The organism is Maricaulis parjimensis (genome assembly GCF_016817355.1).
Classification (GTDB): domain Bacteria; phylum Pseudomonadota; class Alphaproteobacteria; order Caulobacterales; family Maricaulaceae; genus Maricaulis; species Maricaulis parjimensis.
This window is the reverse complement of record NZ_JADOTT010000001.1, coordinates 284,277-304,293: the sequence shown is the minus strand read 5'-3', so window position 1 is coordinate 304,293 and position 20,017 is coordinate 284,277. Positions and strand designations below refer to the sequence as shown.

The following is a 20,017-nucleotide window of genomic DNA, read 5'->3' as shown; positions in this document are numbered from 1 at the left end:
CCTAGACCGAAACGGCCGGTGAAATGAATGTTTTGTGTCGCCCGGCGAGCGCGACAATTTGGAAAATAAACCCCAGGCGATTTAGGTGTATTCTGGAGGCAATAGCTGAAGGAGCAGATCATGAAACCATCGATCGACGCCGTGACCTGGGTTGCCGCACTGGACGGAGCCAAGGCCCTGATCTGGCGCAATGAAGGCTTTGACGATCAGCCCAATCTCAAACTCCTGGAGCGTTTCGAGGATGACAACCCGGCAGACCGGGACCAGTCAGCTGACCGGGCCGGACGGCTTTCCGATCCGGCTGGCGGCCGCTCTGCTGTGGGCGATACCGATCTGCACACGCTGGCCAAATCCCGTTTTGTCGAACGGGTCATGCACTTGCTGAATGCCAGTGCGGACAATGGCGATTTTGATCGTGTGCTGGTCCTGGCACCGGCCAAGGTCCTCGGCGAGGCGCGTTCGCACTATTCCGACGCCCTGAAGGCCCTTCTGCTGGAACAGCCGGTCGATGTGGTGAACCAGCCGATGGACCGCATCGACGCCCAGGTCGTGGCGGCCCTGACGGCCTGATCCACTTATTCGGCCGCGGCCCTGCGTGGCGGGGCGCCGAAGAATTGGGTGAGTTCACCGATGAGAGCGCGCTTGGCCGTGCTCACCAGACGCTCGCCCTTTTCCGGCGTGGCCTGGGACGGATCAGAGCCGATCCGGCCATCGGGGAAGTTGCGGCGATAGTCTGCCGCGTCAGTGAACCCGCCCACCGGTGCGATCTTTGGCGACATCGCCACGGATTTGATGGCGGAGGGGTGGGCGTAATAGGTCACGGACACTTCTGACGCCGTGGCATGCTGACCTTCCCCGACCGGAAAAAGTTCGCGCGCCAGATCCATCACGCCGGGCAATTCCCACCAATTGCGTGATTTCAGCTGGACCGGGCAGGGCGCGGCATCGAGCGAGAAATTGGCGTAGAATTCCGCGAAGGCGGCCTGGATGGTGGCGATATTGCCGCCATGGCCATTGAGGAAATAGATCCGGTCGATGCCGTGCCGGGTGAGGCTCTCGATCCAGTCATTGAGGGCCGCGATCATGGTCGAGGGCCGCAGCGTCATAGAGCCGGGAAAGCCCAGATGGTGCTGGGCGATGCCGACATTGAAGGTCGGGCCGACGAGGAAACCGCTGTCTGCGCCGGCTTCGGCTGCGATGACTTCCGGGCAGATCGCATCCGTGCCGACGAGCCCGTTCGGGCCGTGCTGTTCGGTGGAGCCGATGGGGATAATGATCCCCTTGCAATGCTTGAGATAGGCCTCGACTTCCGGCCAGGCTGCGTGGTGCAGGAGCATGGCGCTCTCCCCATGACTTCAGGACAGGGAGCTAACTCCTGCCACAGCCCGGAAGCAAGGGTCAGTCGCGGCGGCTTTCGCGGCGATAGAGAAAGGCGGCTGCGGCGGAGAGGATGGCGGCAAAGGCCAGGATGAATTGCATGAAACCCCCATTGGCCGCGGATTGTTGTGGCCTTATCGCTGCACCCTCGCAGGAAACCCCTTCGTAACCGTAAATTCCGTTACGCCGCCGTCACACGTGTCACGCCTTGTTGATTTGGGCGCGAGCGGGGCGCGCGCGCATGCTGTCGCGGCACGGAAACGGGCTTTCCGGCGGACAATTGGAGGGGAATATGAAACGCGTATTGGTGGCCGTATCGGCCCTGTTCCTGGCAGCGCCGATGGCCATGGCCATGCGGCTGCAGGACGACATGCCCGCAATGATAGAAGATGCGCTGGCGGATGAGAGCCGTCCCGAACGGGACCGGCAGCAGGATGAGGGCCGGCATCCGGCCGATGTCCTGCTTTTTGCGGGCCTGGAACATGGCTGGCATGTCGCCGACCTGACGGCGGGAACGGGTTATTACTCCCGCGTGCTGTCAACGGCGGTGGGCGCAGAAGGGCATGTCTATGCCCATAATCCAAGCTGGGTGGCGGAACGCTTTCCGGAGCCCAATGAAGCGCTGGCAGCGCTGACGGCGGAACGGGCCAACATGACCCATGTGGTCACACCGACCGAGGAATTCGCCACCGATATCGAGGAGCCGCTGGATGCCGTCTTCATGGTGCTGTTCTACCATGACACGCTGTATGACGGCACGGACCGGGCGGCGATGAACCAGGCTGTTTACGATGCGCTGCGTCCCGGTGGCGTGTACATCGTGATCGATCACCACGCTCCGGAAGGCACGGGCGCCGAAATGGGCGACACGCTGCACCGGATGGAGGCCAGCCTGGTTGAAGAGGAAGTGTTGGCCGCGGGTTTCGTCCTGGATGCGGAAAGCGACATGCTCTCCAATCCGGAAGATCCCCGCGACATCTCGGTCTTTGACCCGGCGATCCGTCGTCACACGGACCGCTTTGTCTATCGTTTCCGCAAGCCGGACATGTAGGCCTAGGCGGCGCTCAGTGCCTGCTTGAACCGGTTGAGTTCGGCGTCCAGCCCCTGGGCTGCGACGTTGAGCTCGCCGGAGGCGCGGGTGGCTTCGGCGGCCGCGTCATTGGTGCGGTTGGCCGCATTGGCAACATCATCCATGCCGCCGGTCACGCTCGACGAGGCCGCAGAGGCCGTCTCTGCGAGGCGGGCGATTTCCTGCGTGGCGGCATTCTGCTGCGAGAAGGCCGACTGGGCACTCTCGGTGGAAACGCGCAGTTCGGACACGATTTCCGAGATCCGGCCCAGAGCGCTGGCGGCACCACCGGATGCGCCGCGCATGGTCTCGATCTTCGACGCGATCTCGCTGGACGCGTTGGAGGTCTGTTCGGCCAGGGCTTTCACTTCGGAGGCAACCACCGCGAAACCCTTGCCGGCTTCACCGGCGCGGGCCGCCTCGATCGTGGCGTTGAGGGCCAGAAGATTGGTCTGTTCGGCCACGTCGGCCACCAGTTTCATGATGGCTTCGATTTCCTTGGCCGCATTTTCCAGGGCGTCAACGGACCGGCCGGCGCCTTCCGCTTCCGCGGCGGCGCGGTCGGAGACGTCAGCGGAGCTGTCGAGAATGCGGGCGACTTCCGCGATGGAAGCGGACAATTCCTGGGCCGCGGCCGCCACCGACTGGACATCGTTCTGGGTGTGGCGGACCTGCTCACTGGCCGACAGGGCGCTGGAACGCGTGGTCTGGGCATCTTCGGCCAGCTGGCCGGCGAGGCTGTCGACCTGAGAAGAGGCGCCGGAAATGCCGAGGGCAATCTGGGCGAGACCCGCTTCGAAAGAGGCCGCAAGTTCCAGCGTGGCCTTGCGCTGGTCTTCGGCCGTCTGGCGGGCCTGTTCAGCGGCCTTGGAGCTTTCAACGGCGGACTGCGACGCCACGCGAGCTTCCTCGGCGCCTTTGTCGGCATCTTTCAGGGCCTTGGCGGAATGATAGGCCATCCAGCACAGGGCGGCGGCCTGACCGACAACGATCACAGCGTGGAAGACAACGCGGCCAAAGCTGGCACCATCGGGGAAGACGGCCCAGGGCAGAAGGAAGTTGAGGGAGAGGTGGTGCACAGCGGTGACGGCGGAGGCGGTCAGGATGACGCGCCAGTCCAGCATGATGGCGCCGATCGACAGGGCGGCGAAGAACATCATGTGCATGTCAATCTGCCAGCCCGAACCACTCATCGCGTAGACAAAGAGGGCCGGAAAGGCGACCAGGGCGGCACCGGTAGTGGATCGTGAGACGACCGTATTGGGTTGCAGCTTCCACTGCGCGGCTGCCAGGCCTGCGACGGCGAGCGCAATCACCGCGACTCCGATGATCCGGTCCATATTGACGATGGCTGTGGTGACGAGAGCGGCAACAGCCAGAACGCCGACGACGATCATGGCCACGCCTTGGGCGCGCAGGCGGAAGGATTCAAGACTGGTCATGAGCGGACGTCCCGATTGAGGTGTTGGGGGTGGAGAGGTCGGAGGGGCGTGTCAGGCACCCGCCCAAGGCTCCAGGGGGCAGGAAGAACCAGGCACCAGCCTGGCGAAGGCGGGACAGAACGGCCTCATCATCGCTTTGCGCGATGAGGATATTGTCCCAGGCTCCGAAGCGAACCACGCCGGCATCGGCAGATGCAGCGGCGCGCATGACGTCGGCGCCATCCCAGCCGGGGGGGAAGATCACGGCGACTTCCGGCGAACGCACGGGCTCGGTCGCGGCCAGAAGCGGCGTCGCGATGGTGAGCGTGGCAATCAGCGCCACCGGAAGAAGGTTCACAGCCTTGATCATAAAACCCTGCCCAAGATTCAAGACGGACAAGGTGAGCCCGTAAGGTTAATGAGGGCTTATTCAGTTGCGCAAAGCATCCACAGGTTATTAAATATTACTGATGAATTAGAAGTGGTGTTCGCGATCTCGACTTGCCCGGCGCGTACTAATCGCGAGGCGGTCGCAGTTCGGCATTTGTGACGCTCAGCCGGACTTCTTCAAAGCGCTCTTCAATACAATCCTGCATTGTCTTGAAGCAGTCTTGCGAAAACCAGTCATTATCCTTGAAGCAGGCCTGTCGCGCCTCTTCGGAGGGCCAGAGCGCGTAGGACCAGTGGATACCCTCCTCGTCCACATGCAGGGAGGCGCCATGGGAGCCGCAGTCTTCATGGATCCGGCGCGTGCCTTCCGCCCAGGCATCGCGGAACTCGGCCTCCCGGCCGGGTTTCAGGCGCCAGCGATAGAGAACGGCTGAGGTCATTCCCCGCCTTCCAGACGCTGCTTGCGCAGGACGCTGGCGCGGACTTTCTCGCTCTCGGAACGAAGCTGGCCGCAGGCGGCGAAGATGTCGCGGCCGCGCGGGGTGCGGATCGGGGAGGCATAGCCAGCCCGGTTCACCACATCGGCGAAAGACTCGATCTGATCCCAGTCGGAGCATTCATACGGGCTGTTCGGCCACGGGTTGAACGGGATGAGATTGATCTTGGCGGGCACGCCCTTGAGCAGTTTCACCAGGGCGCGGGCCTCGGCGAGACTGTCATTCACGCCTTTCAGCATGACGTATTCGAAGGTGACGCGCTTGGAATTACCCAGACCCGGATAGGAACGGATCGCGTCCATCAGCTGGGCCAGCGGGTATTTCTTGTTCAGCGGGACCAGTTCATTGCGCAGATCATCATTGGTCGCGTGCAGGGAGATGGCCAGCATGGTGCCGGTGCGTTCACCCAGTTCCTGGATCTTCGGCACGACACCGGAGGTCGAGACCGTGGTGCGGCGGCGGCCGATCGCCATGCCGTCGCCATCGGAAATGATGTCGATCGCGTCGGAGACATGGTCGAGATTGTAGAGCGGCTCACCCATGCCCATGAAGACGATATTGGTGATCTTCCGGTTCTCGTTCGAGGTCGGCCATTCCTCCAGATCATCGCGCGCGATCATCACCTGGGCGGCGATCTCGGCAGCGGTCAGATTGCGGACCAGAGCCTGGGTGCCGGTATGGCAGAAGGTGCAGTTCAGCGTGCAGCCAACCTGGCTGGATACGCACAGCGCGCCGGAGCGGGCTACGTCCGGAATGAAGACGGTTTCGCATTCCACGCCCGGGGCCAGCTGGATCAGGTATTTGCGGGTACCGTCGACGGAGACCAGGCGTTCCACGATTTTCGGACGGTCCAGTACGAATTCGCGGGCCAGAACGGCGCGAAGGTCCTTGGAGACATTGGTCATCTCGTCAAACGAGGTGACGCCATAATGATAGATCCAGCGCCAGAGCTGGTCGGCCCGCATCTTGGCCTTCTTCTCATCCACCCCGGCATGGGCGATCAGCGCGTCCCGCAATTGCGGACGGGTGAGGCCGGCAAGCGACAGGGGACCGGCCGGCTGCGAAGCGCGGCGGTCAAAGGACAGGTCCAGCGAATGCGCGGACGAGGAAGCGGTCTGGGCGGTCATGGCGCGTCCTATAATGGAAAAGCGCGCGCTCCGCGAGGGGGCGCGACGCATGACGGTCTTGCGCGAATATCCGTGAGCGGATGCTGGCGGCCAGCCTAGCCGCAAAGCGCCTCGACCCGCTGCAGCGCGGCGGTGACGCCGGAGAGCGAGAATTCATAGGAGGTCGCGACGCCGGCGACGGTGGTTGCGGTGACCCGCATGACCGAGCCGCGGCGCATGGCGCGGATCAGGTCCGGCTCGTCGGACAGATCGTCCAGGAAGGCTTCCTGGCCATCGGTGAACATGTCGAATTGGCTGGAGCCGACGCGAACTTCCGGCGGGCTGGTGGGGCGCAGATCATAGCCGACCAGGAGATTGGGCTGTTCGTTGACGGCACCGGATTGCCAGGAGGCGACGATGAAATAGACCGTGCCGTGCTCATGGGCGCGCGGCGCGCTGTCGGAAGGGCGTGACAGGGCGTAGCAGATCAGGCCGGCATCGGACGGGCGGGTGAAGACGCGCCAGTCATTATATTCGCCGCGGAATTGGGGCTCGTCCTGCGCAAAGGCAGGCGCGGACATCGGCAGGGCGATGGCAAGGCAGAGGGCGGACAGGCAGGCTTTCACGGACACGGGTGGATCAATCCTCAGCTGGCAGCGGGAACACAGTGTGCGCACTCCATGGCGGTAAGATGGCGAGGGTTAAGTCCGTCCTAATTTCCGCCCGACAGCCTGTGAATTCGGCGTCAGCGGTGCTGGCCGAATTTCTTGTCCGGGGAGGTGTCCATCGCAGGCCCACCAGGCATGAGCGGGCGTTCCGCGAAACCGCCGAGGCTGAGGGCGCGGTCATAGAGCGTGATGGCGCAGGCGACCGAGACATTGACGCAGAACTTGGTCGGGATCTTCACGATATGGCTGCACTTGGCCTGCATCGCCTCGGTCAGCGAGCCGCGCTCACGGCCGAAGACATAGGCGGCGCAGAGCGGATGGCGGAAGGTCGGCAGATCAATCGCCTCGTCGGTCAGTTCGATCCCGACCAGTTGGCACTTGTCCGGCAGCACCATCTCGCCAATGGAATCCCACTGGTAATAGGGCACATGTTCCACGGATTTGGCGGTGTCAGCCTGGTAGACATCACGGACCCGGTGATGCGCGTCCACGGTGAAGGCGAAACTGGCCTGGAAGGCGTGGGCGGTGCGCAGGATGGCACCCAGATTCATGGGTTTGGAAATGCCTTCCGCCCCGACGCCGAAATATCCCCGCATGCCCGTTTCTCCGCCTAGTCCACGTCAACCGTGATGGTGCCATCGGCATGAACGGCCGCGCGTTTCATACCGGGTGAATTGAACGGTTGGGCCAGATTGCCCTGCGCGTCCACCGCAATCACGCCGCCTTCCCCGCCAAGTGCACCGACATCGCTGATCGCGTTTCGTGCGGCCTCTTCCAGGCTTTCGCCGGCATATTTCATCCGCGCGGAGATATCCTTGGCCGTACCCTGGCGCAGGAAGTATTCGCCCTGACCCGTGCAGGAAACGGCCACATGGCCGTCACTCCAGCAGCCGGCGCCGATGATCGGACTGTCGCCGATCCGGCCTTCCAGCTTGTTCAGCGTGCCGCCGGTGGATGTGGCCGCGGCCAGGCGTCCGGACAGATCCAGGGCGACGCAGCCCACCGTTCCGGTGGCAATGGCGCGGCTGTCGGGTGCGGCGGCCGGCGTGTAATAGTCATTCACGCTGATCACGCGTTCTAGCTCATGCATGCCGGCAAAACGCTCGGCCCCGCGGCCGGCCAGCATGACGTGCGGGGTCTCCTCCATGACACAGCGTGCTGCCTTGATCGGGCTGATGAAACCGGTGAGGGCGGCCACGGCTCCGGCTTTCTTGCTGGACCCGTCCATGATGGCGGCATCGAGCTCATAGCGGCCGGCCTGATTGGGAGAGGCACCCTTGCCCGCCACGTAGAGACCGGAGGCTTCGAGCTGACGGACAATTTCCGTCACCACATCCAGCGCGCTGTCGCCGCGGGTCAGCATGGCTTTGCCGGTCTCGGCCAGTTCGCGCATATGGGCGCGTTCCGGATCATAGCTGCGATCGGCCAGCACGCCGGCGCCGCCGTGCAGAAGAAGGGCATAGGTCTGGCCCATGAGGGGTCCCCTTGGCTTCAATGGGTGAAAGTCCGGGCCCAGCTCTATCACCCCGGCAAAGGGCTTAGAACTCCCAATCCCATCGGTCAGGGAATGCCCTGTGCGGAAAGGTCACATCCGACCACAAGTTTTATAGGGGTACTGTTTCCGGGTTGGTGCCCTTTGCAGGGGATCGGCTTTTCCCTCCTCTTTCGCGCCGCCGCACACAGGCGGCGCGTTTTCTTTTCCGCGCCGACGGGCTATGTCGCTTGGCATAATCGATAAAGGGGAAGTCACATGAAAATCGACAATTCCGTAGCGGCCGTCGTCACCGGCGGTGCATCCGGTCTCGGCGAAGGCACAGCCCGCCGTCTGGCCGCCGAGGGTGCCAAAGTCGCCATTTTCGACATGAATGAAGAGCGCGGCCAGGCTGTCGCCGCCGAGCTCGGCGGTGTTTTTGCCAAGGTCAATGTCGCGGATCCGGAAAGCGTGAAAGCCGGTTTCGAGATTGCCCGTGCCGCCCACGGCCAGGAACGCGTCCTGGTCAATTGCGCCGGCATTGGCTGGGCCGAGAAGACCGCCCGCCGCTCTTCGTCCGGCGACATCGTCATGCACCAGCTGGACAAGTTTGCCCTGGTCGTGAACGTCAATCTGATCGGCAGCTTCAACTGCGCGGCCCTGTCCGCCGCCGGCATGCTGACCCTGGACCCGGATGCGTCCGGCCGTGGCGTCATCGTCAATACCGCCTCCGTGGCGGCCCAGGATGGCCAGATCGGCCAGGTGGCCTATGCCTCGTCCAAGGGTGGCATTTACGGCATGACCCTGCCGATGGCCCGTGACCTGGCCCGTGAAGGCATTCGTGTGAACACGATCCTGCCGGGCTTCTTCGAGACGCCGATCTACAAGCAGATGCCGCCGGAAGTGAAAGTGAACCTGGCCAGCCATCTGCAATTCCCGCAGCGCTTCGGCACGCCGGAAGAGTATGCAGACCTGGTCAATTTCATGGTCTCCAACGACTATATCAACGCCGAATGCGTCCGCCTGGACGCTGGCGCGCGCATGCCCCCGAAATAAGGGCGTCCGCATTGCAGATACAAGAAAGGCCGGGGCAGATTGCCCCGGCCTTTTTCGTGCGCGAACGCCGTGACGCTAGAAGCGGTGGCGGATCGTGAGGCGGGCGTTCAGCGGCTCGCCCGTCGAGATATTGGTGTTGGAGTGCGCGTCGGGGAAATAGCTCTCATCGAGCAGGTTCTCGACATTGAGCTGGAGGCGCGTCGTGTCCGACAGGTCATAGAAGGCCGCTGCGTCGATACGCGTATAGGACGGGACCAGGACGGAATTGTCCTCGCGGACGAAATAGGCGTCCTGGAAGGTTGCGCCCAGGGCGAGGGCCAGCTGGTCATTGACCTGATAGCGGTTCCAGAGCGAGGCCATGTGGGTGGGGGTCTGGCGGGTGACATTGCCGTCGAAACTGCCGCCATCGATCTCGCCGTCCAGCCAGGAATAGCCCGCACTGATGGACCAGGCCTCCGTGAGGGAACCGGACAGCTGGAGCTCAACACCCTGTGTCGTGCTGCCCGTCACCGTCGTGACGATGGAGGGATCATCCGGATCCACCGTGGTGAAGGCGCCGCGCTCCAGGCGGAACAGGGCGGCGGTGAAGCTGAGCTGGGAATTGATATCCCACTTGGCCCCGATCTCCCGGTTCTCGAAGACTTGCGGCGCAATGTCTTCCGTCGTGGTGGACAGGGTCAGGAACTGGTCACCGGCGCTGGGCAGGAAGGTTTCCGAATAGCTGGCATAAAAGGAGAGGTTCTCCGCCGGCTTGTAGATCAGGCCGAAGCGCGGCGAGACTTCCTCATCGACGCGGCCGCGGCGGCCATCATCGGTGGCCGACACGGCGCGCAGGTCCAGAACCGAGACGTCGAACCGATCAAGGCGGGCACCAATGACGATTTTGAAGGCGTCGGTCAGGTCGATCTGGTCCTGAACGTAAAGCGAGGTGAAGCTCACCTCGGACTGCCGGTCGCGGGCAGCATCGGAGAAGCTGAAGGCCGGAATGTTGAGCGGATCGGACAGGCTGATCGTGATCTGGTCGTCATTATTGGCCGCGAAGACATTGTCCCAGCGGGCATTCGCGGTGTCCTGGTCGCCATATTCACCGCCGATGAGAAGCGTGTGGCCGATCTGGCCGGTTTGGAACTCGCCGACCAGATTGGCCTGGATCACCAGATTGGTGCGGGCCGTGGTGTCGCGGTAACCGTCCAGCGTGACCAGGGCCGGCGCCACGGAATTGTCGAAGCGGGCGGCGTAGAGGTTCTGATAGGCCTTGTCATAATCGGCGTATTGGGCCGTGACATTGCCGCGCAGTTGGTTGGAAAACTCATGGTCCAGGCGCAGGCGGACCGTGTGCGCTTCCAGCGTGGTACGGTTTTCATCCGGCGAGCCGAAGAAGACATCGTCGAACCCGGCGAGCGGGGCACTCGGCCCGTAGGACGTTGCGACCGACGGCACACCCCGGTCCACGACCCGGTCATCATTGAGGTATTCGTAGAAGATGGTCGCCGTCGTGCGGGCGCCCAGTTCGGTGCGCAGGGTCGGGTTGATGCCGTAGCGCGTGCCTTCGAAAGCGTCGCGGTGATTGGCCATTTCCTCGACGAAGGCGTTCAGGCGCACGGCGGACGACCCACCGAGCACCCAATTGGTGTCGCCGGTGACCTGGTAGGCACCGAAGGTGTTCAGGCTGGCGCTGGCATCGGTGAAGTCTTCCTCCAGCGAGGGGGATTTCGTGACGCGGTTGATGACGCCGCCGCCACCACCGCGGCCGAAGAGGAGGGCATTGGAGCCGCGCAGGATTTCCACCTGTTCCAGATTGTAGAGCGGGCGGTAGTATTGGACGTCGTCGCGGATGCCATTGAGGAAGAAGTCGGCGGTCGACTGGTTGCCGCGGATATTGATCGCGTCCCGGTGCCCTTCGCCCTGGCTGGTCGACAGGCCCGGCGTATAGCGCAGGATGTCACCCAGATTGTCATAGCCCTGCTCGAGGATCTGCACTTCCGGCACGATGGACAGGCTTTGCGGAACATCGATGATCGGCGTCGGCGTCTTCACCGCATTGAGCTGGTCGAGGGAGAGGTAGCGGCCATCGACGCGGATGACGTCTTCATCCTCTTGCGCGAAGACGGGCGCGGCGCCCAGGCCCAGGGTGAGGGCGGTCGTGGCCAGAAGAACGCGGGACTTGAACATGTTGGGAATGCCTCTGCGAATTATTTTCAGAGGCGGGGTATTCAGACTGATAGTGAGTGTCAAGCGCAGCGGCCTGCGAGGTCCGTATTCTTGTGCAGATCACGCACCAAGCGTGGCCGAATGGCGACATTTCCCGGCCCGAAAAGAAAGGCCGGCGCTGGGGCCGGCCTTTTTTGTTGTGTCTAGTCCGCTTCCGGGCGGATGATTTCGCTGCCCAGATTGCCCATCACATCGCGGGCATCGAAGGCCTCCGGATCATCGGGCCGCTCGCCTCGGCCCATGAAGATCTCCGCGCTGGCTTCATAGCGCGTGATTTCACGATAATTCAGGTCATCCCAGAACGGGTCCCGCCAGCCCCGCCAGCCCCAACGCGGGTGGTAATAGGTGTAGTGCACGGGGAAGGCGGAATAATAGGAGCGGTGGATGCCGGTGCCTGTCACCCGGGTATCTTCATCCGTCGCCCGTGTGACGACCGTGAAATAGTCATACCCGTTCTCGACCGTCAGCTCGGCGGCCCGGTAGAGCAGATAGTTCTCTGTCGTCTCGCGGTCGGTCAGGGAATTGCCCCGGAAGGAGATCCGGAAACGGTTGGATTCGATCTGGGTCTGCGAATACCCGCTGCGGCCGCCATCGGCTGCCTGGTAGGGGGTGGGCGTTGCACAGGCTGCCAGGGTGGCGGCCGCGGTCAGGCCAATCAGAATGCGTCGCATGGGGGCTCCTTGAAACTCGAACGTCCCTCGTGAATTTGATTATGACTTGTCTGCGCGCTGGGGAAAGGGTCGAATTCGTGGCGTCGGGGTGACAATTCGTCCGGGTTTGGCGAAACAGACCGGCAAGCACGCGACCATGTGCATGGGTGAGGACACGACATGATGGGCAAGGCGCTGGTCCTGGCTCTGGGCTTGGCAGCGGGACTAACCGCTCCGCCGGAGACAGACCCGGAGACGTCAGACAATCCAATCCTGGAGGCTTGCCTGAGCCAGGGCGGGGATGCAGCTGCGTGTGGTTGCCTTGAACGTGAAGCCGGCTCCCGCTTCAGTCTGAACCAGCGTCGCGTGATCGCAGCCGCCATGCCCAATATGAGCCGGGTGGGTGAACCGCAGGACCTTGTGGACGCTCTGGGGTTCAGCCTCGACCAGGTGCTCAATCTGCGCCAGCGGGTCAGCTCGGCCGACCCGGTTTTCCGGCAAGCCTGCGGCATGGGCCTGGACGGTCAGTAGCGCCTAGTTGAGGCGGCCCTGGAAGTCGGCGAAACGCCAGACGGCCGGGGAGACCAGTCCGTGATGGGCGACCTGTACGGAATGGATGACGGCATCAATCTCGCGCTTCCAGAAATCCAGAAAACGCACAAGCCGCGGATATTTCGGGGCGATGTCCTGGGTCTGCCAGAGAAAGGTCTGAAGCAGGGCCGGGTGATCGGGCATGTAATAGGTGATCTCGGCTGTGGTCAGCCGCATGCCCTGCAGGAATTGGACTTCGAACTCGCGATCAATATCCGCCATCTCAACCTCCGTGAAGCGGACGGGCCAACGGGCCCACACTCCCCTCGCGAATCAAGATTATGAGAAAGCGGTGAACGAAAGCTGAGCTGCGCGTTTACGGAAGGTCCATCTCCAGAACCGTCGCTGCTGGCGGACCGGAAGCCGGCCGGTCGGCCGCATCGGCGGAGAACCAGGGCCAGGCGGCATTGGACAGGAGCCAGGCCCGCCCGTCGGCCGGATCGACCAGGGTGGGTTCGCCCCACTCACCACCCAGTTCGGGATGGCTGCGGAGAAGAACTTCAGTTTCACGGACGGCATGCCCGGTCTCGTCGAGATCAATGGCCATGACCTGGTGCGGGCGTGTGCCATTGCGCACAGCCAGAAGACGGCCATCACGGGTCTGGCGCAGACCGTCAATGCCAATCAGGCTCTCCTCGCCGGCGCGGATCAGCGACACGCCGCCATCACCCAGATCAATGCGCCAAAGGCCGGTCGCATAATCGGCCACAATCACGGCGCCGCGGGCCAGGGCGACGCCCTGCAGGCTGATGAAGCGCGGGTCCTCGGCCAGAACTTCCAGCTGACCGGACAGGCTGTTGAGCACATAGACGCGGGGCGCCTGGCTGTCGGAGGCGTAGACCACGCCGTCGCGGACCGTGAAGTCGGCGATCTGGACGGCACCCTCGATTTCATAACGCCGGTAGAGCTCGCCCGAGACCAGATCGAAGGCAAACAGGGCCGTGCCGCCTTCTTCGCCCTCTTCCATCGGGGTCTGGTCGATGGCGGCTGACCCGGCCCAGACAAGGCGGGAGCGATCATCGACGGCCAGGCTGAAGACAGACCAGAGCCCGTCTTCGCGATCAGCAAAGACCTGCGGCTCGTCGCGGGCAAAGGGTTCCAGCAGCAGGATTTCCCGGCCGGTCACGGAGGACAGGAATATCCGGTCCGTCTCGATATCCATGGCCACGCCTTCGATGAGGTCATCGATCCCGTTGAGGCGGGCGACGACCTCGGCCTCGCCGACCGGATCCTGATTGCTTTCCAGTGCGGCGACGATAGCGGCGAAGCGCGTCGCGTCGGCTGCTTCGAGGAGTTCGCGGGCCGGAGCCGGGTCGAAACTGATCCCGGCGGCGGCCATGCGTTCCAGCGCCAGGAAGGCGTCGTCGGCCCGTTCGGCCCGTATGGCCGTGATCATCAGGCCGCGCAGGATGGCGGGGTGAGCCGGTTTGAGATCAAGTGCGGCTTCGAGGAAGCGGCGAGCGGCTTCATGGTCACCGGATTCCAGGGCGGAATTGGCCAGCCCGAAGAGTTCCATGGCCACGGTCTGTTGGGTCGGCACGGCCTCGTCCTGGGCCTGGACCGGCATTGTGCCCAGCGCGAGCGCCAGCAAGGATGTCGCAAGAAACCGCATAACACTCACTCCCCACAGACAGTGTTTGGGGGATCATAGAAATATCTGTGGCGTCAGGAAGGCCTGTTTGTCGCAAAACTCAGCGTTTAATGCGGCGATTTCCGGGTCAGAGCGACAGGGTGATTTCGCCCTCATCCTCAACCGGGCCGGTCAGGATGACGTGATTGTCGTGCTCGCGCCATTCCACAAAGAGCTCGCCGCCATCGGCCATGATCGAGGCGTGACGGGCAGCGAGGCCGCGTCTGTGGGCCGCCACGAGCGCGGCGCAGGCTCCGGTGCCGCAGGCCGCTGTCAGCCCGGCGCCGCGTTCCCAGACCCGCAGGCGTATATGTTCGGCATCATAGATTTGCGCGAAGCCGACATTGACCTTTTCCGGAAACAGCGGATCCAGCTCGACCTCGCGGCCCAGCTTGGCGACGGGCAGGCTTTCCACGTCGCGGATGAAGAAGACGGCGTGGGGATTGCCCATATTGACGGCCCCGGGACTTTCGATCCGGATGCCGTCGGCCTCGGCGGCATAGTCCAGCGTGACCGTGTCCATCGGCCGGGCCAGCGGGATGGACTGCCAGTCCAGGCGTGGCGGGCCCATGTCGACACTGACGCTCAATGGTCCGGCCCGCACGCCCTCCAGCCGGCCACCCATCGTGTCGAGGCTGGCGGTCTTGTCGCCGGTTTCCTCCATGAGGGCCCAGGCGGCCGCGCGCGTACCATTGCCGCAGGCACCGACTTCGTCGCCATCGGCATTCCAGATGCGCATATAGGCATCGGCGGTCTCGCTGCGGGCGAGGACGAGAAGCTGGTCGAAGGCATGCTGGCGGGCCCAGCTGCGCACGGTTTCAGCCGGGATCTGGACCGGGATCGATGCGTCACGCAGGTCGGCTAGGATAAAGCGGTTTCCCGCGCCATTCATCAAACGGGCCTTCATGCAGCTGCGATACCGCCGAGACGGCTTTACGTCCAGTGGCAGGACAGGCTTAACTGCGCCCCACGAAGTCAAAGGGGTGAGACAACCATGTTCAAGCGATCCATCGCCTGGGCAGCCGGGGCCAGCGTTTTCGCGCTTGCTGCCTGCGGCCAGCCTGCCAGCGAAGAAGGTAATGCCGTGACCACAGATACCGACCAGACCGGCACGGGACGCCAGATTGTCCAGATCGACCCGGAAAATGATCCGCGCGTCTGGCTGGAAGAGGTCGAGAGCGAGGACGCCCTGGCCTGGGTCGAAGGCCAGAATGAGCGGACATTCTCGCGCCTGCAGGGCGATGAGCGGTATGAGGGCCTGTATCAGCAGGCGCTGGAAATCTATCAGAGCGAAGACCGGATTCCCTATGGCAGCTATTATGGCGGCTATGTCTGGAATTTCTGGCAGGACGCCGAGAACACGCATGGCCTGTGGCGCCGCACGACGCTGGAAAGCTATCTGACGGACGCGCCGGAATGGGATGTCATCCTGGATGTCGACGCCCTGTCGGAAACCGAGGAAACCAACTGGGTCTGGCGTGGCGCCAATTGCCTGGCACCGGATTATGACCGCTGCATCCTGACCCTGTCGGATGGCGGTTCCGATGCGGCGACGCGCCGCGAGTTCGACATTTCCGACCGCGCCTTCGTCGAGGGCGGTTTTGTCACGCCGGAAGCCAAGGGCGGTGTGTCCTGGGTGGATGCCGACACGGTCATGGTCGGGCTGGCCACCAGCGAAGCCGACTCCACCACATCCGGCTATCCGTCTGTTTCTTATCGCTGGGAACGCGGCACGGATCTGGCGGATGCGACCGAGGTGATCCGGGGCGACCGGACGGATGTGGGCCTATTCTCCTTCCGCATGGAGGCCGAGGACGGCACGGTCTACATGATGGCGTCGGAAGCCGACACTTTCTATGAGACGACCTGGTGGTATCTGCCGGCCGATGCCGAGCCGGTCCAGGTCCCGCTGCCGGCCAAGTCCAGCATCCAGGACCTCTATGAAGGCGAACTCGTCTTCACGGTGGAAGAGGACTGGACGCCGATCGAAGGCGGGCCGACCTATGAGGCTGGCGCGCTGCTGTCCTTCACCTTCGCCGATTTCGTGGCAAGCGGTGAGCTGCCGGAAGTCCGTACGGTCTTCATGCCCGGTCCGCGCCAGTCGATCGGCAATGTCGGCGCGACGGCCTCGGCCCTGCTGGTGGCGATCGACGAGAATGTCGTGGGCGGTCTGGAGGCCTTCCACTTTGCCGACGGCCATTGGACGTCGGACACGGTGCCGGTGCCGGACAATATGACGATCTCGCTCGGCTCGACGAACATGCATGAAGACATCGCCTTCATGAATGCCGAGGGCTTCCTGACGCCGGACACGCTTTACACGATCAATGCGGCCGAGCTGAGTGTGGACCCGATCAAGTCGATCCCGGAACGCTTCAACGCGGAAGGCCTGGTCGTGGAACAGCTGGAAGCGGAAAGCACGGACGGGACGATGGTTCCCTATTTCGTGGTGCGTCGCGAAGACACGGTGATGGATGGCACGACGCCTACCCTGCTCTACGCCTATGGCGGTTTCCAGGTGTCGATCCGTCCGAGCTATTCCGGATCGCGGGGCCGTCTCTGGCTGGAAAATGGTGGCGCCTATGTGGTCGCCAATATCCGCGGTGGTGGCGAGTTCGGTCCGTCCTGGCACCAGGCCGGTCTGAAAATGAACCGCCAGCGTATCTATGACGACCTGATCTCGGTCGCCGAGGACATGCATAGCCGCGGTCTGACCAGCCCGCGCCATACCGGCGTGTATGGCGGCTCCAATGGCGGTCTGCTGACGGGTGTCATGTATACCCAGCGCCCGGATCTGTGGAATGCGGTCGTTTCGGCCGTGCCGCTGCTGGACATGCTGCGCTATCACACCCTGCTGGCCGGTGCGTCCTGGATGGGCGAATACGGTGATCCGTCGGATCCGGATGAGGGCGCTTTCCTGCGTTCGATCTCACCCTATCACAATGTCGATGCGAACGGGGAATATCCGGAGATCTATCTCTACACCTCGACCCGCGACGACCGGGTGCATCCGGGTCATGCGCGCAAGATGGCGCATCTCCTGGAAGAGCTCGGCCATGATTATCTCTATTACGAGAACACGGCCGGTGGTCACTCGGCCGCGGCCAATCTCGCGGAGACGGCCCGGCGGGATGCCCTGCTCTATACCTTCCTGATGCAAAAGCTGATGGATTGACGCTGACAGCCCCGGCCGGAATGATCCGGCCGGGGTTTTCCTTTCAGGAAAGGGAATGACCGTGATCAGTGCCGATATGGAAACCCGTATCATCGATGCCGTGAATGCCCGCGGTCCCCTGCTGGGGCGGGAGCTTGTGGAGGCTCTGGACGGGGCGCCCTATCTCGACGTCTGGCGGACTTGTTTCGGCTCGGGCTTCCTGCAGATCTCGCACTTTGCGCGCTATTATCTGCGCTATGACATCACGCGTGAGGATTTTATCCGGCTGAGCCCGTCCATCCTGCGGGACTTCCTGACCTTCACACTGATTTCCCTGCCACACCAGCGCTCCCAGGTGATCGAACGACAGATCCAGCTGTCCAATCATCACCGCGAGATTTCGGTCCGCAAACTAGCCGTGGCGCGCGAGACGATCATGTATCTCTCCGACGAGCACCGCAAAGCGCTGTTCGAGAACGCGGTCTGCTTCATCGCCGGGGATATCGCCTATTATCTGGCCCACGACGAGCCGCGGCAGAACCAGCAATTGGGCAAGCTGATCCAGGGCTCCGATATCGATATTGTCGTGGTGTTCCGCGACGGGTTCGATCCGGACATGCTCAAAGCGATCGATGAGGAAATGCTGGCGGTGAAGAATTTCGTTCTGCGCCGGACCAATTTCAAGGAAGAGGTCGATTTCGTCGTCAAACCGGAATCGCGCATGAAGGCGCAGATGATGTATGGCGATATCCACGAGAAGATCGCCTCGAAAATCCTCTATGAGAGCATGTTCCTGTGCGGGGATTTCACGCTCTATGTCGAGCTGAAGAATGCGCTGACCGATATGGAGGCCACGGCCAAGATCGAGGCTGATTTCGAGGCGGCGCTGAAGAGCCGGCGCGATTCCATGAAGAGCCTGCTGCAGACCGAGGGCGATATCGAGGACCCGTCGATCCAGTCGCTCTTCTTCTTTTCCCAGGAACGGGTCGAATTCACCTGATCAGGCCGGGCTGAGGCTCAGCGCGCTGTTCGGGCCATCTGAGAGGGCCAGGGCGGACAGGTCCCGTACGCGCAGATCGGCCCCCGGATCGGTTTCACTCTCCGGTCCGACCATGATGCAGGGAATCCCGCCGGCCAGGGCGGCTTCGATCCCCGCCCGGGAATCCTCGATCACCAGACAATCCTGAGGCCGGGCCTGAAGGCGCTCCGCACCGAGCAGGAAGGCATCCGGTGCCGGCTTCCCGCGTTTCACATCGCGCGCACTGACCCAGATCTCGGGATGGGGCAGGCCGGCGGCGTCCAGACGGGCCCGGGCCAGTTCCAGCGGGGCTGAGGTGACGATGGTCCACCGGTCCGCCGGCAGGCTGGACATCAGAGCTTTGGCGCCGGGCAGGGCTTCGGTGAGGCCGACCATCGCCATTTCCTGGTCGATCAGGATCTGCCATTCCGCCTCGATATCGGCATCGGGCTTGAAGTCGCGGATCACCTCCACCGCCTTGCGACCGTGCAGCCGCGGCTTCATGGCGGAAAAATCGATCCCGTTGCGCTCGCACCAGGCCTGCCAGCTGGCCTCGATGGCCGGATTGGAATTCACCAGGACGCCGTCCATGTCGAACAGGATGGCCTGGAAATCGAGCGGCATCAGACGCGCTTTCCGGCCATCATGCGGATGTGGCGAAGGGTCTCGATCCGGGCCGGGCTGAGTTCGACCTTGCGCCGGGCCGCGATGGTCTGGGCATCGCGGATGAAACGGTCCGGATCGTACAGACTTTCCGAAGCGGCCCCCCAGGAGAAGGCGGGCAGGTATTTGGTGGGGCGGTCGCCGAACACATTCGATCCGATGTCCAGGATGGAGCCGGTATTGATCATTGTGCCGATCGCGGTTTTCACGAATTCGGAGATGATCGAGCCGAATTTGATCTCGCCGGTGTCATAGCGGTGAAGCTCTGGCCGGCCGCACCAGGGCGCCGCGCTTTCCAGACGGATCTGGCCGTAATTATTCTTCAGGTCGGACGTGGTCGTGATGGCGCCGAGATTGACCCATTCACCCACGATGGAATGGCCGACAAAGCCCTCATGGTGCTTGTTGGAATAATCATTGAAGATCGAGCATTCGATCTCGCCGCCGATCCGGCATTCCCGGCCGATGACGACGGGCCCGCACAGATGCGCGCTGTCGATGCGGGCATTCTCACCGACATAGGCCGGGCCGGCGATATAGCTCAGCCGGGCAATCTTCGCCCCCTTGTCGATGATGACGGGGCCGTCGCTCGTGTCGATCACACAGCCGGGCTGGATCTGGGAGGACGGGTGACGCAGCAGGCCAGAGGCCGGGCCGATCAGGGTGGGTGCATCGGAGAGGAAACCATCCAGCGCACCGGTTTTCGTCAGCAGGTCGATATCCGCAGAGATATGGTTTTCGAGCGAGGCGATGAGCGCGCCGGCGGCGAAAGCGTCCGAAGTGACCAGCTCATCCGCATCTGTCGCATCACCGGCCCAGGCCATGTCACCGGAGGCGCTGACGGCCTGGCCATAGGCGCTGTCGGAACAGGTGTAGCGGAACTCGCTCACACCGCTGAGGGCAAGGCGCTCGCGCGGTGTGAGAATGCCGCAACGCGCGTTGAAAACGGAACGCGATGGCAGGACGTGACGCGTGGAGACGTCCAGACTGTCTCGGAGAAGGGCGGATTTCGCTGTCATGTCTCGCTCGGCCGCGGGCCTGGTCA

21 protein-coding genes are annotated in these 20,017 nt (G+C 63.1%); 6 read left to right on the top strand and 15 right to left on the bottom strand.

Translation table 11 applies throughout. From position 1 onward, the window contains the following. The first annotated feature begins 120 nt into the window (after window positions 1–120). A complete protein-coding gene (locus I0K07_RS01190; protein WP_203290838.1) occupies window positions 121–570 on the top strand; it encodes a host attachment family protein in 450 nt (149 codons plus the stop codon). Between the two features lie 5 nt (window positions 571–575). Here the strand turns inward: I0K07_RS01190 and I0K07_RS01185 are convergent, their stop codons facing one another. Then, entirely contained in the window at window positions 576–1,337 is a 762-nt protein-coding gene (locus tag I0K07_RS01185) for a creatininase family protein (RefSeq protein ID WP_203290837.1), read from the bottom strand. A gap of 332 nt (window positions 1,338–1,669) precedes the next feature. Between I0K07_RS01185 and I0K07_RS01180 the strand changes: the two genes are divergently transcribed. Then, window positions 1,670–2,428, top strand: coding sequence for a class I SAM-dependent methyltransferase (locus I0K07_RS01180; RefSeq protein ID WP_203290836.1), 759 nt, complete (start codon window positions 1,670–1,672; stop codon window positions 2,426–2,428). A gap of 2 nt (window positions 2,429–2,430) precedes the next feature. On the opposite strand, the gene I0K07_RS01175 is transcribed toward I0K07_RS01180, so the two are convergent. From I0K07_RS01175 to I0K07_RS01145, 7 genes are all read right to left on the bottom strand, one after another. Continuing rightward, window positions 2,431–3,888 carry a methyl-accepting chemotaxis protein gene (locus I0K07_RS01175; protein WP_203290835.1) on the bottom strand — a complete coding sequence of 486 codons (1,458 nt, stop codon included), beginning with the start codon at window positions 3,886–3,888 and terminating at the stop codon, window positions 2,431–2,433. Then, on the bottom strand, window positions 3,875–4,237 hold the full coding sequence (locus I0K07_RS01170; protein ID WP_203290834.1) for a hypothetical protein: 363 nt from the start codon (window positions 4,235–4,237) through the stop codon (window positions 3,875–3,877). The genes I0K07_RS01175 and I0K07_RS01170 overlap by 14 nt, the downstream gene beginning before the upstream one ends. Window positions 4,238–4,382: 145 nt before the next feature. Continuing rightward, window positions 4,383–4,697, bottom strand: a complete 315-nt coding sequence (locus tag I0K07_RS01165; protein ID WP_203290833.1) for a putative quinol monooxygenase — start codon at window positions 4,695–4,697, stop codon at window positions 4,383–4,385. Further along, window positions 4,694–5,881, bottom strand: a complete 1,188-nt coding sequence (gene rlmN / locus I0K07_RS01160; RefSeq protein WP_203290832.1) for a dual-specificity RNA methyltransferase RlmN — start codon at window positions 5,879–5,881, stop codon at window positions 4,694–4,696. Before rlmN ends, I0K07_RS01165 begins: the two co-directional genes overlap by 4 nt. A 95-nt stretch (window positions 5,882–5,976) precedes the next feature. Next, complete coding sequence (locus I0K07_RS01155) at window positions 5,977–6,492, bottom strand: invasion associated locus B family protein (protein ID WP_338041004.1); 516 nt, start codon at window positions 6,490–6,492, stop codon at window positions 5,977–5,979. A gap of 113 nt (window positions 6,493–6,605) precedes the next feature. Continuing rightward, window positions 6,606–7,124 (bottom strand): TrmH family RNA methyltransferase, encoded by a 519-nt coding sequence (locus tag I0K07_RS01150; protein ID WP_203290831.1) that lies wholly within the window; start codon window positions 7,122–7,124, stop codon window positions 6,606–6,608. A gap of 14 nt (window positions 7,125–7,138) precedes the next feature. Further along, complete coding sequence (locus tag I0K07_RS01145) at window positions 7,139–8,002, bottom strand: isoaspartyl peptidase/L-asparaginase family protein (protein WP_203290830.1); 864 nt, start codon at window positions 8,000–8,002, stop codon at window positions 7,139–7,141. A 276-nt stretch (window positions 8,003–8,278) separates the two neighbouring features. Between I0K07_RS01145 and I0K07_RS01140 the strand changes: the two genes are divergently transcribed. After that, the gene (locus I0K07_RS01140; RefSeq protein ID WP_203290829.1) at window positions 8,279–9,055 is read left to right on the top strand and encodes an SDR family NAD(P)-dependent oxidoreductase; all 777 of its coding nucleotides are present in this window, start codon (window positions 8,279–8,281) and stop codon (window positions 9,053–9,055) included. A gap of 75 nt (window positions 9,056–9,130) precedes the next feature. On the opposite strand, the gene I0K07_RS01135 is transcribed toward I0K07_RS01140, so the two are convergent. Both I0K07_RS01135 and I0K07_RS01130 read right to left on the bottom strand, forming a co-directional pair. Continuing rightward, entirely contained in the window at window positions 9,131–11,227 is a 2,097-nt protein-coding gene (locus I0K07_RS01135) for a TonB-dependent receptor (protein ID WP_203290828.1), read from the bottom strand. Between the two features lie 182 nt (window positions 11,228–11,409). Continuing rightward, complete coding sequence (locus I0K07_RS01130) at window positions 11,410–11,937, bottom strand: CC0125/CC1285 family lipoprotein (protein WP_203290827.1); 528 nt, start codon at window positions 11,935–11,937, stop codon at window positions 11,410–11,412. 159 nt (window positions 11,938–12,096) lie between these two features. On the opposite strand from I0K07_RS01130, the gene I0K07_RS01125 reads away from it, so the two are divergent. Then, complete coding sequence (locus tag I0K07_RS01125) at window positions 12,097–12,447, top strand: hypothetical protein (protein ID WP_203290826.1); 351 nt, start codon at window positions 12,097–12,099, stop codon at window positions 12,445–12,447. Between the two features lie 3 nt (window positions 12,448–12,450). On the opposite strand, the gene I0K07_RS01120 is transcribed toward I0K07_RS01125, so the two are convergent. The 3 genes from I0K07_RS01120 to dapF all read right to left on the bottom strand — a co-directional run bounded on the left by I0K07_RS01120 (window position 12,451) and on the right by dapF (window position 15,044). Then, a complete protein-coding gene (locus I0K07_RS01120) occupies window positions 12,451–12,729 on the bottom strand; it encodes an usg protein (RefSeq protein ID WP_203290825.1) in 279 nt (92 codons plus the stop codon). 94 nt (window positions 12,730–12,823) lie between these two features. Further along, window positions 12,824–14,119: a tetratricopeptide repeat protein gene (locus I0K07_RS01115; protein WP_203290824.1), complete on the bottom strand. Its 1,296-nt coding sequence runs from the start codon at window positions 14,117–14,119 to the stop codon at window positions 12,824–12,826. A 106-nt stretch (window positions 14,120–14,225) separates the two neighbouring features. After that, window positions 14,226–15,044, bottom strand: a complete 819-nt coding sequence (dapF, locus tag I0K07_RS01110) for a diaminopimelate epimerase (RefSeq protein WP_238934372.1) — start codon at window positions 15,042–15,044, stop codon at window positions 14,226–14,228. Window positions 15,045–15,131: 87 nt separating this feature from the next. On the opposite strand from dapF, the gene I0K07_RS01105 reads away from it, so the two are divergent. Both I0K07_RS01105 and I0K07_RS01100 read left to right on the top strand, forming a co-directional pair. Further along, a complete protein-coding gene (locus I0K07_RS01105; RefSeq protein WP_203290823.1) occupies window positions 15,132–17,312 on the top strand; it encodes a prolyl oligopeptidase family serine peptidase in 2,181 nt (726 codons plus the stop codon). 55 nt (window positions 17,313–17,367) lie between these two features. After that, window positions 17,368–18,291, top strand: coding sequence for a hypothetical protein (locus I0K07_RS01100; RefSeq protein WP_203290822.1), 924 nt, complete (start codon window positions 17,368–17,370; stop codon window positions 18,289–18,291). Here the strand turns inward: I0K07_RS01100 and I0K07_RS01095 are convergent, their stop codons facing one another. Further along, window positions 18,292–18,933 (bottom strand): HAD-IA family hydrolase, encoded by a 642-nt coding sequence (locus I0K07_RS01095; protein ID WP_203290821.1) that lies wholly within the window; start codon window positions 18,931–18,933, stop codon window positions 18,292–18,294. Continuing rightward, a complete protein-coding gene (locus I0K07_RS01090) occupies window positions 18,933–19,991 on the bottom strand; it encodes a hypothetical protein (protein WP_203290820.1) in 1,059 nt (352 codons plus the stop codon). Before I0K07_RS01090 ends, I0K07_RS01095 begins: the two co-directional genes overlap by 1 nt. Window positions 19,992–20,017: the final 26 nt, after the last annotated feature.